The sequence below is a fragment of the Mesorhizobium ventifaucium genome (genome assembly GCF_935822925.1).
Classification (GTDB): Bacteria; Pseudomonadota; Alphaproteobacteria; order Rhizobiales; family Rhizobiaceae; genus Mesorhizobium; species Mesorhizobium ventifaucium.
Genome location: NZ_CAKXZS010000024.1, coordinates 156,445 through 172,022, shown reverse-complemented (window position 1 = coordinate 172,022; position 15,578 = coordinate 156,445). Strand labels below are relative to the sequence as shown.

The 15,578-nt window shown below is 63.4% G+C and carries 13 protein-coding genes and 1 pseudogene; 5 read left to right on the top strand and 9 right to left on the bottom strand.

What is annotated here, in order from left to right; translation table 11 throughout:
* Positions 1-64 precede the first annotated feature (64 nt).
* Positions 65-235: a hypothetical protein gene (locus NMG70_RS21565; RefSeq protein ID WP_254019239.1), complete on the bottom strand. Its 171-nt coding sequence runs from the start codon at positions 233-235 to the stop codon at positions 65-67.
* Positions 236-674: 439 nt separating this feature from the next.
* Here NMG70_RS21565 and NMG70_RS21560 point away from each other — a divergent pair, with 439 nt between their 5' ends.
* A complete protein-coding gene (locus NMG70_RS21560) occupies positions 675-1,106 on the top strand; it encodes a TerB family tellurite resistance protein (protein WP_254026397.1) in 432 nt (143 codons plus the stop codon).
* A 22-nt stretch (positions 1,107-1,128) separates the two neighbouring features.
* Here NMG70_RS21560 and NMG70_RS21555 read toward each other — a convergent pair whose 3' ends face one another.
* The 5 genes from NMG70_RS21555 to NMG70_RS21535 form a co-directional block, all read right to left on the bottom strand.
* The gene (locus NMG70_RS21555) at positions 1,129-2,793 is read right to left on the bottom strand and encodes an ABC transporter ATP-binding protein (RefSeq protein WP_254026396.1); all 1,665 of its coding nucleotides are present in this window, start codon (positions 2,791-2,793) and stop codon (positions 1,129-1,131) included.
* A complete protein-coding gene (locus NMG70_RS21550) occupies positions 2,790-3,659 on the bottom strand; it encodes an ABC transporter permease (RefSeq protein ID WP_254026395.1) in 870 nt (289 codons plus the stop codon). Before NMG70_RS21550 ends, NMG70_RS21555 begins: the two co-directional genes overlap by 4 nt.
* Positions 3,656-4,603 (bottom strand): ABC transporter permease, encoded by a 948-nt coding sequence (locus NMG70_RS21545; protein ID WP_254026394.1) that lies wholly within the window; start codon positions 4,601-4,603, stop codon positions 3,656-3,658. The genes NMG70_RS21550 and NMG70_RS21545 overlap by 4 nt, the downstream gene beginning before the upstream one ends.
* A gap of 291 nt (positions 4,604-4,894) precedes the next feature.
* Positions 4,895-6,370 (bottom strand): ABC transporter substrate-binding protein, encoded by a 1,476-nt coding sequence (locus tag NMG70_RS21540; protein ID WP_254026393.1) that lies wholly within the window; start codon positions 6,368-6,370, stop codon positions 4,895-4,897.
* Between the two features lie 125 nt (positions 6,371-6,495).
* A complete protein-coding gene (locus NMG70_RS21535) occupies positions 6,496-7,776 on the bottom strand; it encodes an acetylornithine deacetylase/succinyl-diaminopimelate desuccinylase family protein (protein ID WP_254026392.1) in 1,281 nt (426 codons plus the stop codon).
* 225 nt (positions 7,777-8,001) lie between these two features.
* On the opposite strand from NMG70_RS21535, the gene NMG70_RS21530 reads away from it, so the two are divergent.
* From NMG70_RS21530 to NMG70_RS21515, 4 genes are all read left to right on the top strand, one after another.
* On the top strand, positions 8,002-8,430 hold the full coding sequence (locus NMG70_RS21530; RefSeq protein ID WP_254026391.1) for a L,D-transpeptidase: 429 nt from the start codon (positions 8,002-8,004) through the stop codon (positions 8,428-8,430).
* Between the two features lie 225 nt (positions 8,431-8,655).
* A complete protein-coding gene (locus NMG70_RS21525; RefSeq protein WP_254026390.1) occupies positions 8,656-9,738 on the top strand; it encodes a substrate-binding domain-containing protein in 1,083 nt (360 codons plus the stop codon).
* Positions 9,739-9,821: 83 nt separating this feature from the next.
* Complete coding sequence (locus tag NMG70_RS21520) at positions 9,822-12,077, top strand: ABC transporter permease (protein ID WP_254026389.1); 2,256 nt, start codon at positions 9,822-9,824, stop codon at positions 12,075-12,077.
* Positions 12,070-12,852, top strand: coding sequence for an ATP-binding cassette domain-containing protein (locus NMG70_RS21515; RefSeq protein ID WP_091598255.1), 783 nt, complete (start codon positions 12,070-12,072; stop codon positions 12,850-12,852). Before NMG70_RS21520 ends, NMG70_RS21515 begins: the two co-directional genes overlap by 8 nt.
* 160 nt (positions 12,853-13,012) lie before the next feature.
* On the opposite strand, the gene NMG70_RS33035 is transcribed toward NMG70_RS21515, so the two are convergent.
* From NMG70_RS33035 to NMG70_RS21505, 3 genes and pseudogenes are all read right to left on the bottom strand, one after another.
* A complete protein-coding gene (locus tag NMG70_RS33035) occupies positions 13,013-13,210 on the bottom strand; it encodes a LysR substrate-binding domain-containing protein (protein WP_367185572.1) in 198 nt (65 codons plus the stop codon).
* Between the two features lie 262 nt (positions 13,211-13,472).
* Positions 13,473-14,657 (bottom strand): annotated as a pseudogene (locus tag NMG70_RS21510) (MFS transporter); the annotation flags it as partial.
* 299 nt (positions 14,658-14,956) lie between these two features.
* Positions 14,957-15,559, bottom strand: coding sequence for an SDR family NAD(P)-dependent oxidoreductase (locus NMG70_RS21505; RefSeq protein WP_254026388.1), 603 nt, complete (start codon positions 15,557-15,559; stop codon positions 14,957-14,959).
* Between the last annotated feature and the right edge of the window lie 19 nt (positions 15,560-15,578).

Below are 15,578 nucleotides of genomic sequence, written 5' to 3'. Positions count from 1 at the left end.
GCCCTCAGAATCAAAAGCGCCCGGCTTGTGGCCGGGCGCTCCGAATTACCTGAGATGCGAGGGCTTAAGCGCCGCGAACCAGGCAGCCGCCGGCAAGCACGATATAAGCGATGAGGACGATCCACACCGAGGCCAGGGGAATGAACGCAAAAACGCCGAGAGCGGCGAGAAGGCCGATGATGGCGATAACAAGGGATATGATGAAAATAAGCTGCGTAGGCGCACTGAGATTCATGTGTGGCTCCTCCGACATGATTCGTACAACCGCATCCTATCAGGCGCGCCGTTCACACACCAATCAGCGGGGCGCAGCGGGTTCGCCGGAAGATTGTGGCGGAGACCGTCAATTGTCGAGGTTGGCGCTGCCCCTCATCCGCCTGCCGGCACCTTCTCCCCGTATAGTGACGGGGAGAAGAGGCTGGCCTCAACGTTGGCGCTCTTCCTGTGTAAACGCTGGTGATTGGCGAAACCGTCGATGACAGCGCCGCTCTCCCCGTCCCTATACGGGGAGAGGATGCCGGCAGGCAGGTGAGGGGCGGCGCCAACGCCCGGAAAAGGCTGAGGAGCCGAATTCAAAAACCAGAAGCGATTTGCCCCGTTCGAACCACAGCCGACCGTTTGCGCAAGGCCGATTCCGCGCTACCTATTTTGCAACGAATCGGAAAGGGACGCTGATGGCATTCGCATTGCTGGACCAGATACGTTCGATCTTCGAAGGCGACCCCGGCGTGCGCAAGGTCGCGGACGATCCTGTGCTGTCGGCGGAACTGCTGATGCTGTTTCGCATGATCCTCGCCGACGGCACGGTCAGCGAGAGCGAAATGGCCGCGTTCAGGCGCATCTGCCGGGAAGCCTTCGGCATTCCGGAAGCCAGCATCGACAGCGTCATCGAATACCTCAACGAGTTCGGCTACGAGACCAACGGCTCGCAGGCCATCGCCCAGTTCCGTGACCTCGACGTCGAGCGGCGCAGCCTGCTTGCCCGCCATATGGCCGAGATTGCCAAGGCTGATGCGCAACTTGCCGGGACCGAGATGCAGCTCTTGCGCCGCACGCTCGACTTGCTCGACATCAGTCCAGCCGATGTGGTGAAGGCCGAAGAGTAAGCCTGTCCCAACGGTCGGCTGTTCACCCCTGTTCCTGTAACCGCCGGGCAATCGCGCGGTGCAGGTCCGGGGCGGCAGCGACCAGCGCCTTCGCGGCTTCGGACTGCGGATGGTCGAGAACCGCGCTCGTCCTGCCGCGCTCGACGATCTTGCCGTCATGCATGATCATCACCTGGTCGGTAATGGCGCGGGCAACGGTCAGATCGTGGGTGATGAACAGATAGGCAACGCCGAGCTTCTGGTTGAGCTCGGCGAACAGATCGAGAATCTGGGCGCGGATCGAGACGTCGAGCGCCGAGACCGGCTCGTCGGCGACGACCAGTTTGGGGCGGGTGATGATCGCGCGGGCGATCGACAGGCGCTGGCGCTGGCCGCCTGAAAATTCGTGCGGATATTTGTCCATGTCGCGTGGGCTGAGACCGACCTCGTGCAAGGCCTTTGCCACCATCTCGCGCCGCTCTGCAGTCGTCGGCCTTTTCTCCAGGACATGCAGTGGCTCGGCGACCAGTTTTTCGACCTTCTGGCGCGGATCGAAGGAGCCGTATGGGTCCTGGAACACCACCTGCATGTCGCGGCGCGCCGGCTTGAGCTCAGCCTCGCTGTTGCCGGTGATGACTTCGCCGCGAAACCGGATCGTTCCCGATGTCGGCCCGTCCAGCGCCAGGACCATGCGGGCAAGCGTGGACTTGCCGCAACCGGAACGCCCGACCAGCGCCACCGACTGCCTGGGATCAATCGAGAACGAGACATCGTCGACGGCGCGGATCGGGGCCACCCGCTTCAGCAGCGATTTGCGCCGTCCCGGATAGTCCCGCGTCACGCTGTCGACCTGAAGAAGAGGTTTGGCCACCTGAAGAAGAGGGTTCGCAGCCTGGCGCTGGGGGTGGTCTTGGCCGACTTCGTGCGTCCTGGCACGCGCGGGCACATGCATCGAGGCCTGCGCCAGCTGCCGCGTGTAGGGATGAAGCTGCTCGGACAAAGTGCGCGCCGTGTCGCCGGCCTCCATCACTTCGCCGTGGCGCAGGATGGTGATGCGCCCCGCCATTTCGGTCACCACCGCGAGGTCGTGCGAGATCAACAGCAGACCCATGCGGTTTTCCGCGACCAGGTCACGCAGCAGGTCGAGGATCTGCGCCTGCAGCACGACGTCGAGCGCCGTCGTCGGCTCGTCGGCGATCAGCAGTTTTGGTTTCAGCGCACAGGCAATGGCGATGACGACACGCTGGCGCTGGCCGCCGGAAAGCTCGTGTGGATAGCGCGACAGCGGGAACTGCGCTGAGGGCAGTCCGACCCGGTCGAGCATTTTTCGGGCGCGGTCCTCCGCGTCGGCGCGGCTTGCCCTGGTGTGCCAGCGGATGCCTTCGGCGACCTGCTCGCCAATGGTCTTGACCGGGTTCAGCGCCGTCATCGGCTCCTGGAAAACCATGCCGATATCGTCGCCGCGCAGCGCGCACATCTGGTCTTCGCTGGCCGCAAGGATGTCGATGCCGTCGAAGGCGACGCGCCCGCTGGCGCGCGCTGCCCAAGGCAGAAGCCGCATCACCGTCAATGCCGTGATCGATTTGCCCGAGCCGGATTCGCCGACCAGTCCCATCACCTCGCCGGGCGCGACGGAGAGCTCGACATCCCTCAGGATCGGCGTGTCTCCGATCGTCAGCGACAATTTCTCGATTTCGAGCAGGCTCATCGCTGCCGCCGCGATTTCGGGTCGAGGATGTCGGCAATACCGTCGCCGAGCAGGTTCAGGCCAAGCACGGTGACGACGATCGCCATGCCTGGAAAGATCGCCATCCACGGCGCCGCCACCATGCGCGTCTGCGCATCGAACAGCATCCGGCCCCAGCTCGGCATCGGTGGCTGTGTGCCGAGCCCGACATAGGAAAGCCCGGCTTCGGCCAGGATGCCGAGCGCGAACTGGATGGTGCCTTGCACGAGGAGCAAGGTAACGATGTTGGGCAGCACATGCTCCAGCGTGATCAGCGTTTTGCCCTTGCCGGCTGCGCGCGCGGCGAGGATGAATTCGCGCGGCCAGATCGCCAGCGCGCCGGCCCGGGCGACGCGGGCGAAGACCGGGATGTTGAAAATGCCGATGGCGATGATGGCGTTGAGCGCGCCCGGGCCGAAGATGGCGGTGATCATGATCGCCGACAGCAGGGCAGGGAAGGCGAAGACGAGATCGTTGAGCCGCATCACCGCTTCGTCGACGATGCCGCCGCGCGCCGCGGCAAGGGCGCCGAGCGGCACGCCGACGCCCATGCCGATACTGACCGCCACCAGCGCCACGGCGATCGAATTGCGGGCCCCGACCATGATCATGGAAAAAATGTCGCGGCCGAAATGATCGGTGCCGAACCAGTGCGCCGGCGAGGGTGCCTGGGTCTTGTCGGCGATGATCAGCCTGGTGACGTCAAAAGGCGTCCAGAAGAACGAGACGATGGCGACCGCTGCCACCAATGCAGTGATGACGAAGCCGGTGAGGAACGAGCGGTTGGTGAAAGCCTTGACGAGGATGTCGGCAAAATTTTCCTCTGGGATGTCGAAGCGCGACGTCATTGGCGGCTTCTCAGGCGCGGATCGACGACCGCATAGGAGAGATCGACAAGCAGGTTGACGGCGATGACGGCGGCGACCAGCAGCATGACGACGCTTTCGACGACGATCAGGTCGCGCTGGGTGATTGCCTGGAACATCAGCCGGCCGAGGCCGGGCAGGTAAAAGACGTTCTCGATGATGATGGTGCCGGCGAGCAGGAAGGCGAATTGCAGGCCGAGAATGGTCAGCACCGGGATCATCGCGTTGCGCAGCGCGTGCCGCCACAGAACGGCGCGATAGGGCAGGCCCTTAGCGCGGGCAGTGCGGATATAGTCCTCGTTCAGCACCTCGATTAGCGCCGAACGGGTGACGCGGGCAAGGATCGCCGCTTGCGGCAGAGCGAGCGCGATCGCCGGCAGGACCAGCGATTTCAGCGCCGGCCAGACGCCGGCGCTCCAGCCCGGAAAGCCGCCGGCCGGCACCAGCCGCAGCCAGACGGCAAACAGGTAGATCAGCATCAGCGCAAACCAGAAGTTCGGCACGGCAACACCAAGCTGGGCGGCGCCCATCGCGATCGTGTCGCCGGCCCGTCCGTGCCGACCGGCGGAAAACAGCCCGACCGGAATGGCAATGATGGTCGACAGCGCCAGCGCGATCAGCGCCAGCGGCAAAGAGACGACGATGCGCTCGCGCACCAGGTCGATGACCGGCACCGAATAGGTGTAGGAACGGCCGAAATCGAGGCTCAGCAAGCCGCCGGCCCAGTGCAGATAGCGCAGCGCAACGGGCGCGTTGAGGCCCATCTGGTTGCGCAGCAACTCGACCTGGTCGGCGCTGGCGTTCATGCCCAGCATCAGCCGCGCCGGGTCGCCGGGAATGATCTCCAGCACGGCGAAGACCACCATCGAGGCAAGAACCAGCGTGATGAGGGCAATGGCAAGACGCTTGAGGAGATAGGCGGTCATGGGGGGAGGACCGCTCTGTTAATGCCGGCGCCGCCCCTCATCCGACTGCCGGCACCTTCTCCCCGTATAGTGACGGGGAGAAGGGGGCTGGCCGCACCCTTCGCACGCCTTTTGCAACGCTGGAGGTTAGCGAAATCCTTTGCGAAGGCGTCCTTCTCCCCGTCACTATACGGGGAGAAGTGCCCGGCAGGGCGATGAGGGGCAGCGCAGAACGAAAGCGATTGTCCTGCGGCTTGGGCCAGGCGTCCCGGCAGGCCAGAGGGGGGTGGGCGGGAACGCAAGCTTCGCCCCTCACTCCGTCCACTTCACCTTGGTCAAATCATTGGCCTGGATCGGCGCATTTTCCCAAAAACCTTCGAGCTTGGCGTCCCAGACGCCGACTTTCGGCAGTTCGTAGAGGAAGCCGACCACGGCATCATCGGCCAGTATCTTCTGCGCCTCGCCGAGCAGCGTCATGCGCTTGGCCTCATCGGAGGTGAGGTTCAGATCGGCGATGATCTTGTCGAAGGTCGAGTTGTCGTAGTTGAAGTAATAATCCTTGCGCGAATAGACATCGATGTCGTTGGGCTCGGTGTGGGAGACGATGGTCAGGTCGTAGTCCTTCTTGGTGAAGACCTGGTCCAGCCACTGCGCCCATTCCACCGGCACGATCTGCAGATCGATGCCGACATCGCGAAGCTGCGACGCGATGATCTCGCCGCCAAGCCGCGCATAGGGCGGCGGCGGCAGTTTCAGCGTCGCCTTGAAACCGTTCTCCAGGCCGGCTTCCTTCAAGAGTTCCCTGGCCTTGTCGACATTGTGCGGGTACAGGCCGGTGAGGTCGACATAAGCCTTGTTGGCGGGCGACATATGCGAGCCGATCGGCACGCCAAGGCCGGCCGAGGCGCCGTCGATGATCGCCTTGCGGTCGAGCGCAAACGAGATCGCCTGCCTGACCTGCAGCCTATCGAAAGGCGGCTTCTTGTTGTTCATCGAGAGGATGGTCTCACCCTCGGTCGCGCCGATCACCACCTTGAAGCGCGGGTCGCCCTGGATCTGGGCGACGCTGTCGGGATCGAAGAAGGGGAAGGCCTGAACATCGCCGGAAAGCAGCGCCGGCACGGCGGCTGCGGCATCCGTGACGATGCGGAACTCGGCCTTGTCGAGGGACACCGGGGCACCCCAGTAAGCGTCGGACCTGATCAGGGTGATCGACGAGCCCTTGGCCCAGTTCTGGAACTTGAACGGGCCGGTGCCGACAGGCTTTTCCTTGTTGATTTCGGCTGTCTCCGGCGCGACGATGACCGCGTCGCCCCAGCCCATATTGTAGAGGAAGGAACTTTGCGGGTTCTTCAGCGTGATCCTGACTGTTGCCGGATCGACCACCTCGACGGTATCGATGGCGGCGAACAGGCCCTTTTGTGCGTTGACGGAGTTGTCGGCTCGGGCGCGGTCGAGCGAGAATTTGACGTCGTCGGCATTGAAGTCGGTGCCGTCATGGAATTTCACGCCGCTATGCAGCTTGAAAGTGTAGACCTTGCCGTCGTCGGAAATGGTCCAGCTTTCGGCCAGAGCCGGCAGCACCTCGCCGTCCGCACCGATGCGGGTCAGCCCCTCGAACACATTGGCGTAAAGCACTTCGTCGATCGCCGCCGCAGCGCCTGCGGTCGGATCGAGATGCGGAGGTTCGAGCGTGATGCCGATGACCAGATCGCGCGCGGCAAGCGCCGAAGCGCCGTTGGCCAGCACCAGGGCCGCAGCTGTGAGAATGGTTTTCCACAATTTCATCGTGCAACTCCCGATATGCTCAAAAACATGCTCAAAACTCGGTGGATAGAAGCGTGATTTCACCAAGGAGTAAATTGCGTTTCGCGTTTCCGGCAGCGCCGGCAGGAATGACCGCCCATCACCGACTACCGAGCGCCCGCGCCCCTAAGCAGCACGTTCAGCCCGATCGCCATCACCTTGGCCGATTCGACCATGTCTGATATCCCCACCCATTCGTCGGGTCTGTGGGCGAGGTCGAGAATGCCCGGGCCATAGGCGATGCAGTCGTAGATGTGGCCGATGCCGGCAATGTGCTTCTGGTCGTAGGTGCCGGGCGAGATCACGTAGTCGGGCTCGCGGTCGAATATCTCCATGATGCCCTGCGCCACCGCCGTGACCACCGGCGCATCGCGCTCGGTCATCAGCGGCAGCACCTCCATGAGATCGCGGATCTCGTAGTCGAATTTCTTGCGCTCGCGCTTCAGCCGGTCGAGGATATCGGTCACCTCGCTCTTGACCGTGCCGAGGTCCTCCTCGAGCAGGAAGCGGCGGTCGATGGTCAGCCGGCAGGAATCGGGGACATTGGGCGAGGGCAGGCCGGGCCGGAAATCCTCCGTCTGGCCGCCATGGATCGAGTTGATGTTCATGGTCGAGCGCTTTGCCCCCTCGGGCACGACCGGCATGCGCGTCACCTTGCGGTCGAGCGCCGGGAACAGCTCGTCCTCGAAAGCCCTTAGCACGGCGCCCATATGGCGCACCGCATTGTCGCCGAGGAACGGCATCGAGCCGTGCGCGATCTCGCCCTTGGTCTCGATCTCCGCCCACCACACGCCGCGATGGCCAAGGCAGATGCGGTCCTTGTTCAACGGTTCGGGAATGATGACGTGATCGACTCTCGGCTTGGAAAAATAGCCGAGCCTGGCCAGATGGGCGACGCCGCCGAAGCCGCCCGACTCCTCGTCGACCGTGCCCGAAATCTCGATGGCGCCGGGAAAGTCGGGGAACACCTCCATGAAGGCTTCGGTGGCGATGATCGAGGAGGCCAGGCCGCCCTTCATGTCGCAGGCGCCGCGGCCATAGACCTTGCCATCCCTGACGATGCCGGCGAAGGGATCGAGGCTCCAGCCGTCGCCGGCTTCGACAACGTCGATATGCGAGTTGAAATGCACACATGCGCCGGGCGAGCGGCCATCGAAGCGGGCGACGACGTTGACGCGCGGGTAGCGGTCGGTGTCGCCCGGCGTGCCTTCGGCGCGGATGAATTCGACTTCGAAACCGCGCTTCTTCAGCCGCGCTCCGACGTATTCGGCGCACGGCCGATAGGCCTCGCCGGGCGGATTGATGGTCGGAAAGCGGATCAGGTCGGCGGTCAATGCGACCAGTTCGTCGACCCGATCATCGACCGCTTTCAGCAGGAGCTCGTTCATTCGACGAATTGAGCAGCCAACGGTGCGTTTTGGCAAGCCTGTTTGCGGGTCGCGCCCTAGTTACGTGGTTACGTCTCGTCACGGCAATTTTCGCGGGTAATCGTTCAAATTGGCTGCTTTGGATTGGTGAATTGCTCAGAGGTGTGTAGTTACCTCATTCACTTGCGATTAAAAGATGAAGGATAGCGTGAAGGCAGGCAAGGGCAATCAAAGGGGTCTGATCGCATGAAAAAGACCGTTCTCATGGCAGCGTTACTGGCAACGATGCTGTTCGGTTCTTCGGTCGAGGGCTGGGCAGCCAAGCTGGTTGCAAGAATCGACGTCTCATCGCAGACGATGACTGTAAGATACGGCCAGGCGGTTTACCGATGGCGCGTATCGACGGCGCGCAAAGGTTACATCACGCCGCGCGGCAGTTTTCGGCCGCAACGAACGGCGCGGATGTGGTATTCGCGCAAATACGACATGTCGCCGATGCCGCATTCGGTGTTCTACCGCGGCGGCTATGCCATCCATGGCACCGGCGCGGTAAAATCTCTCGGGCGCCCGGCGTCGCATGGCTGCGTGCGGCTGCACCCGTCCAATGCCGCCGCCTTCTATGCAATGGTGCGGCAAGCCGGCTTCCGCAACACGCGGATCGTCGTGACCAACTAACTGTAGGTGGTTGCAAGCTCGCGGTTCCTACAAGAAGTCAGAACGGGCGCTTCTTGTGAGGCGACGACGGCTTTCCGCTCTGAACCAATTCGTCGGTGAAAGTGGGAGCACTATTTACGTGGGCAGGCTTTGGGCAGAATATACGGGGTGGGAGGAAGCATTCGGAATCTACTGAATAAATGCGCCCGAACGGCTTCCGACCGTTGGTTGCAAGGGAGGAAAATCATGAAACGTATTTTCTCGCTCGCGGCGGGTGCCGCGGCGTTATCGCTCGGCGTATCGAACGCCTACGCACAATCGGGCGGCGTCGATAAGGCGGTTGGCGGCTACAGCTTCGAAGAAGCCGCAAAGGAGGCCCCTGGTACCAAGGACTTCCATTCGGCCGATGGTCACCTCACTTTCGCTATCGTGACACACACTGCCGGCAATGGCTTCTTCGATCCGGTCTACGTCGGCGCGACCGTCGCCGGCAACCTGATCGGCGCCAAGGTCCTGCTGCTCGGCTCGGAATCGCCGACCGACGACCCTGCCCGCGAGATCGAAATCCTGAACCAGATCGTGCAGGATCCGACGATCGACGGGCTGATCATGACAACGCCCCAGGTCGGCGCCTATAACGACATCGTCAAGGCCGCCGAGGCGAAGGGCATTCCGGTCGCTACGACCAATTCCTTTGACGGAACGATCCTCAACCGGAGCGGCATCGGCCACACCGGCCAGGACGCCTCCGCTGCCGCAATCGCCGGCGAGGCGCTCGTCAAGTGCCTCGCGGACAAGGGTATCGAGAAGGGTTCGATCGTCCTGCCGTCGTCGACCGCAATGGGCAACATCGAGGTGAACAACCGCGTCACTTCGGCTTTCAACGCCATCGTCAAGGGCTTGAGGGATGCCGGCAAGCTTGATGCCTTCAAGGTCGACGCGGGTCCGGAGAACACCGGTATCGACACCAATCCGAATGATCCGGTGAACGGCATCGTGACGCTGTTTGAATCGCGAGGCGACGTCGTTGGCGCGTTCGCCGGCAACAACGTGTTCACGCCGGCGCTTGCCAAGGCCGTCGCTCAGACTGGACTGACCGGCAAGATCTGCGCCTACGGTTTCGACCTCGGCCCGGCCCAGCAGGATGCGATGAAGAGCGGCGATCTGACCGGCGCGCTCGGGCAACAGCCCTTCTTGCAGGGCTTCTGGCCGGTCATGCAGCTCTATCTGGAGATTGATCGCGGCATCGCGGCGTCCAACCTCGATACACGCGCCCAACTGGTGACGAAGGAGACCGTCGAGAACGTCGGCAAGCGCTTCGAGAACTGAGCCCGCTCGGAACGTCTGACATCATTGCGGGAGGGCGCAGGCTCTCCCGCAATGCGGCAGCAGGAAATCGACCAGAAGAGACCATGGCGCTTACCGCGACCACATCGCTCGGCCGTGCGCCGTCCCAGATTGTCGGCGGCTGGGAGGTGGGGCTCGTTGCCTTGCTTTTGCTGCTCTATCTCGGCGGCGCTCTCGTCAATCCCGCGTTCTTCGGCTCAACAGGAGCGTTTCACTCGCTGCTCCGCGACACCTCGCGGGTTGCCATCATCGCGGTCGGAGTGACCTTCGTCATCGTCAACAAGGACCTCGATCTTTCGGTCGGTTCAACTTACGGCCTAGTCGCCGTCGTCTTCGCCAGGCTGTTCGCGCCGAACTTCCTTGACCTCGGCGTCGTCACGTCGGTGATCCTCTGCCTGCTGCTCGGCACGCTGATCGGGCTGATTAACGGCGTGCTCGTCACCATTCTGAAGGTGCCGGCGTTCATCGCCACGCTGACGATACTTTTCATCGGCCGCGGCTTCGTGCTGGCGCTCACTCACGGCCAGGCGATCTATTATCCTGCCAAGGCGACCGGCTATCCGGGTTTTTTTCACCTCGGCGAGACCAACCTCCTCGGCTTCAACAACCAGATCGTGATCTTCCTCGTTGTCGCCGTGATCGGCGCCTATGTGCTTGCTAAGACGCGCTGGGGCTACGAGACCTTCGCCACCGGCGGCAACGAGCAGGCGGCGTCCTATGCCGGCATCCCGACCAACTGGGTGCGCATCCGAGCCTTCCTGATCTCCTCGCTCTGCGCGGCGCTGGCCGGCTTGATGTCAGCTGCCCAGGACAAGGGCGTGACGCCCCTCTACGGCGTCAGCGGTGAGCTGACCGCCATTGCCGCCGTGATCATCGGCGGCGCCTCGATCCTCGGCGGCCGCGGCCGGGTCGCCGGATCCTGCCTTGGCGCCCTGCTGGTGGTGCTGCTCGACAAGGTGTTGCGCGAGGGCTGGCCGATCACGCGCATCATCAAGATCGGCGACGAGGAGATCACGGTCAATGCCGTTTTCTCGCTACCGGTCGGCGCGGTGCCGGTGTTCCTCGGGCTGCTGCTCGTCGTCGCGGTGCTCATCGAGCCCTATCTTATCCGCCGCCAGGTGGCAGGGCGCCTCTGGGCCTGGCTCCGCGGCCGGCCGCCGCCACCGGCCTACGAAATCGGCGGCATCGCGATCGAGGGGGTGCAGACCAAGGGCGCGATGGCGACCGACATGGCGTTGTCGGCCACCGGGTTCGGCAAGTTCCTCGCCCGGCGCGACGCGCTCGCCATCATCCTGACCGCGCTCCTGTGGCTGACCGGCCTCGCGCTCCGGCCGGACTACTGGTGGAACCTGTCCAACAGCTTCGCGATCTTGCTCAACTACACCGAGCTTGCGCTGATCACCATCGGACTCACCTACGTCATCGCCGCCGGCGATATCGATCTCTCCGTCGGGGCGGTGCTCGCTCTCGCCGGCAGCACCGCCGCCTATTTCCTCAAGGTCCTTGGCGCCGACCCCGTGACCGCCGTGGCAATGGGCCTGCTCGCGGGCATGTGCGCCGGCCTCGTCAACGCGATCGTCACCGTCGGCTTCAAGCTGCCGGCCTTCATCGCCACGCTCGGCATGTTCTACATCGCCCGCGGCCTCGCCGCCTGGTTCGTCGCCGGGCAGCAGCTCACCGGCTGGCCCGAGGGCTACAACCTGCTTGGCCGCAAGGTGAACGACATCCTGCTGCACTACCGCATCTCGCTGCCGGACGGGCTGCTGCGCTCGATCGCCGAGGTGGTGAGCGTCCAGACCATCTGGATGCTGTTGGTCGCCCTCATTGCCGGCGTCGTGCTCGCCTACATGCCGTTCGGGCAGAAGGTCTATGCGACCGGCGGCAACATTCGCGCCGCCGCTTATGCCGGGATCAACACCAACCGGGTGCGGTTCTTAGCGCTCATGCTGGCGGCGCTCTGCGCGACAATGGCCGGGATCATCAACGTCGCCTACTTCCGCAGCTTCAACCCGGTAGCCGGCCAGTTCCGCGAGCTCGACGCCATCGCTTCGGTGATCATCGGCGGCGGTTCGATCTTCGGCGGCTACGGCACCGTGATCGGGGCGCTCGCCGGGGCGGCGGTGATCACCCTGATCCGGGCGCTGCTGCAGCTCAACGTCCAGGGCTTTACCATGCCGCAGCACTGGATCAACGTCTTCATCGGTGGCATCCTGATCGTGGCGGTGCTGATCGACATCTGGGTGCGCCAGGCCAACATCTTCGGCCGCCTGCGCGCGCGCCTCGCGCGGCGCACAAGAACGGCGGAAACTACCCATGCGTGACGCGACCAGGCCTGCACCGATCGTAGAAATGCGGGGCATCGAAAAAGCCTTCGGTGCGGTGCAGGCGCTCCGCAACGTCGACCTCGTGCTCTATCCCGGCGAGATCCTGGGCCTCGTCGGCGACAACTCGGCCGGCAAGTCGACGCTGATGAAGATCCTGACCGGCGCCTACCAGCGCGACGCAGGCGGGGAGATCTTCGTCGCCGGGCAGCCGGTGCACTTCAAGAGCCCGCACGAAAGCCGCGACGCCGGCATCGAGATGATCTACCAGGATTTCGCTCTTTGCGGGAATATGGATGTCGGTCAGAATATCTTTCTTGGCCGTTGGCCGCGCAGGGGCCTTTTCGTCAATCGGCGGAAAATGTACGCGGAAGCCGACAGTGTGCTGAAGCGGCTCAAGGTCGACGTGAACTCCGTCTATCAAAAGGTCGAGAGCCTTTCGGGCGGCCGCCAGCAATCTGTGGCGATTGCCCGCGCTATCTCCTTTCAGCCGCGCGTGGTGATACTCGACGAGCCGACCGCCAATCTCTCAGTGATGGCGACCGAGCGGCTGCTCGAAACCATGCTGGAACTGAAAAAGCAGGGCGTTGCCCAGATCATCATCTCCCACCGCCTCGTTGACATCTTCGCTGTGGGCGACCGCGTGATGGTGCTTAAGCGCGGCGAGAACGTCGGCGATCGCTACATCAAAAACACCGACGAGCATGAGGTCCTGGAGATCATCGTCTCCGGCACGCGAGAGCATGCACTTACGGCCGATGAGGCAATGCTTTGACCGATCAGGATCACTTTTCTCCTGGCGTCGCAGAAATGCGGCTAAAACCACCCGCTCTAAGTCCATCGAGATTGTGGCCCGAGATGGCGAAGGGACCGGTGTTGGCTGCGCTTTTTCGCCGTTGCCCGTGATCACCACCCGAACGTCGCAATGATTGCGCTCAACGAGCGCCGAACCATTCGATGAGGATGTCAATCAGCGCACGCACCTTTCTGGGTGCAATCCCGCCAGATGGCCGCACCACATAGATCCCCGCCTCGGGCGAGGGATAATCCGCCATCACTTGTCTCAATGTACCCTCCGCGATCGGCAGGTCGGTAAGGAAGTCGGGCAGCGCAGCAATGCCCAGCCCAGCCAAGAATGCGGCGGTTCAGAATAAAAGCGCTCTGTAGTGATCCTTCGCCCCCTCTGTCCTGCCGGACATCTCCCCCACTTGGGGGGAGATCGGCAGCTTCGCGGACAGCGTCCTTTTTGCAAGGCTGGTGGTCGGCGAAATCAGTGATGAAGGCCAATCTCCCTCCTTGTGGGGGAGATGCCGAGTCTTGGCAAAGAGGGCAGGACAGAGGGGGGCGCTGTCCTGGGCGCTGTCCCTCCGCGATCAAAAGGTTCTGCACCGCAGCAGCGCGAGGGCTGGCGGCAGCGGCGAGCAGGGCGGAGCCCGCCAGCAGGACGGCGGCGAAAAGGAAGGCGCTGCACCAGCCGGCAGCGTCGAACAGCATGCCGCCCGCGGAAGCGCCGCCGGCGATGGCGAACTGGATCAATGCGACCTGCAGCCCGCCTCCAGCTTCAAGATCGTCGGGAATGATCTGAGCCATCCATGTACCCCACGCCGCCGGAATCGGGGTGTTAAACAGCCCCCAAAGAACCAGAAGCGCAGCCGTGGCCCAAAGCACCGGTCCCACTGCGATCAGGAGCAGGGCGAGGAGCGCAAGCGCGCTCGGCAGCCCGATCAGCGCGGCGGTGAGGTTTCGCCGGAGAACGAAGCCGGCGATGGACAGTCCCGCCAGGCCTCCTAAGCCCAGGCCAAGGAGCACCAGCGACAGGACGTTCACGTCGAGGCCCGTGACCCCTTCCAGGAATGGGCGCAGGTAAATCGACAGCGAATTCATTCCCATGAATGCGAGCCCAGTTGCGGCCATGCCGATGGTGAATGTCCGATTGCGCAGCAGACGGAACATGCTGGATACCGAAACGGCCTCCATCGGCAGCATCTTCGGCAGAACGGCGAACTGCCAGATGAGCGCCGCGAGGCCGATTGGGACTGTGACGAAGAAAGTGCCCCGCCACCCGATCAGTTCGCCGAGGAAGCTTCCGAGCGGCGCGGCGATGACGATCGCGAATGCCGTTCCACCCTGCAGCAGGGCAATCGCCTTGGGCAGGTCGGAGCCTGAGGCCAGGCGCGCCAAAATTGCCGTGGAGAGCGACCAGAAGCCGCCGATCGCGATGCCGACCAGGGCCCGTCCGGCCAGAAAAACCAAGAAGTTGGGAGCGAGGGCAACGGCCAAACTCGATGCGACCAGCACTGTCGTGTAGAGCAGGACGACCGTTCTCCGGTCGAGCTTGGCGAGGAGCGAGTTGCCGAACAGGCTCGTGATCACGGCAAAGAGCCCCGACACGGCGATCGCCTGTCCGGCTTGGCCTTCCGAGATGGCCAGGTCCTGCGCAATCGGAGTCAACAGGCTCACCGGCATGAATTCCAAGCCGACCAGGAGAAAGGTCAAAAGCGAGAGGCAGGTGACGGCGGCCCATGGCGTTACCGCCCCTTCAGCCGCCAGCGTGTCATCCAGTGTCAGGTCGATGGCCATTCCGTGCGCTCCTGTCCGTTGCCAGACTAGGTAGCCGGGCAGGTCTTGTCCGACTAGCAGCTATAATCTGCATGTCGTAGTGAACGGAGCTCACCAATGCCGCGTGACGAGTTCAGCGAGATGCGAGCCTTCCCTGAGGTCGCTCGGGAGCGCAGCTTTACGCGGGCGGTGAATGGCGGTCAGTGCGCTGCCTGGTCAGACTTCACGCAGTCGGGACGAGACCGCCGCGGAAACGGCCCGTCCTGGTTCGGGAACGTGCCCATCGCACCGTTGGCGTCGAGGACCGCGAGGCGCAGGGCTCACGCGGCGCGTCCGGCCGTGCGGGTGCCCTCGAAGTTGTTGAGGTTCGTCGAAGTGAAGCCGGGGCAGGCAGCGTTGGCGCCAGCGTCCTCAAATTCGATGGCGAAGGCGAGCGTCGGCGCATCGAGGGCAGTCTTCGAAGGGCTGCAAACAGAGCCGAACAATGCGCGCTGTGGATTGGACGGGTCGACGCTGACGATGCGTGCCGCTGGCGCTTCACCAAGGAGCCGCAACATCGCCTGCGTGACGGCGACGACGCCGAACACGTTGGTCTCGAACACCGAGCGTAGCTCGTCGAGGGACGCCGCATGCGAGATGCCCTGCTTTCCCGCATGGGACATGCCCGCATTGTTCACCAGGACGTCGAGGCGACCGAACTCGTTACGGATGCGCTTTGCCGCTGCGGCGATCGAGGCTTGGTTCGTGACATCGAGTTGGAAGGCGCGGGCATGCGCGCCGATGCTCTTTGCAGCCGTCTCCGCATGCTCGAGGTTGCGCGACCCTACGAGCACGGTGAGGCCGTGCGTCGCAAGATCCTTGGCGATTTGGAGACCGATTCCCTTGGTGGCTGCAGTGACTAGGGCAATGGGTTTGACCCGCATGGTGATCTCCTCTTTTTGC

Excerpts from the sequence above, each read along its gene's own strand:
- NMG70_RS21565 (WP_254019239.1), bottom strand. The coding sequence starts at position 235 with ATGAATCTCAGTGCGCCTACGCAGCTTATTTTCATCATATCCCTTGTT.
- NMG70_RS21560 (WP_254026397.1), top strand. The coding sequence starts at position 675 with ATGGCATTCGCATTGCTGGACCAGATACGTTCGATCTTCGAAGGCGAC.
- NMG70_RS21555 (WP_254026396.1), bottom strand. The coding sequence starts at position 2,793 with ATGAGCCTGCTCGAAATCGAGAAATTGTCGCTGACGATCGGAGACACG.
- NMG70_RS21550 (WP_254026395.1), bottom strand. The coding sequence starts at position 3,659 with ATGACGTCGCGCTTCGACATCCCAGAGGAAAATTTTGCCGACATCCTC.
- NMG70_RS21545 (WP_254026394.1), bottom strand. The coding sequence starts at position 4,603 with ATGACCGCCTATCTCCTCAAGCGTCTTGCCATTGCCCTCATCACGCTG.
- NMG70_RS21540 (WP_254026393.1), bottom strand. The coding sequence starts at position 6,370 with ATGAAATTGTGGAAAACCATTCTCACAGCTGCGGCCCTGGTGCTGGCC.
- NMG70_RS21535 (WP_254026392.1), bottom strand. The coding sequence starts at position 7,776 with ATGAACGAGCTCCTGCTGAAAGCGGTCGATGATCGGGTCGACGAACTG.
- NMG70_RS21530 (WP_254026391.1), top strand. The coding sequence starts at position 8,002 with ATGAAAAAGACCGTTCTCATGGCAGCGTTACTGGCAACGATGCTGTTC.
- NMG70_RS21525 (WP_254026390.1), top strand. The coding sequence starts at position 8,656 with ATGAAACGTATTTTCTCGCTCGCGGCGGGTGCCGCGGCGTTATCGCTC.
- NMG70_RS21520 (WP_254026389.1), top strand. The coding sequence starts at position 9,822 with ATGGCGCTTACCGCGACCACATCGCTCGGCCGTGCGCCGTCCCAGATT.
- NMG70_RS21515 (WP_091598255.1), top strand. The coding sequence starts at position 12,070 with ATGCGTGACGCGACCAGGCCTGCACCGATCGTAGAAATGCGGGGCATC.
- NMG70_RS21505 (WP_254026388.1), bottom strand. The coding sequence starts at position 15,559 with ATGCGGGTCAAACCCATTGCCCTAGTCACTGCAGCCACCAAGGGAATC.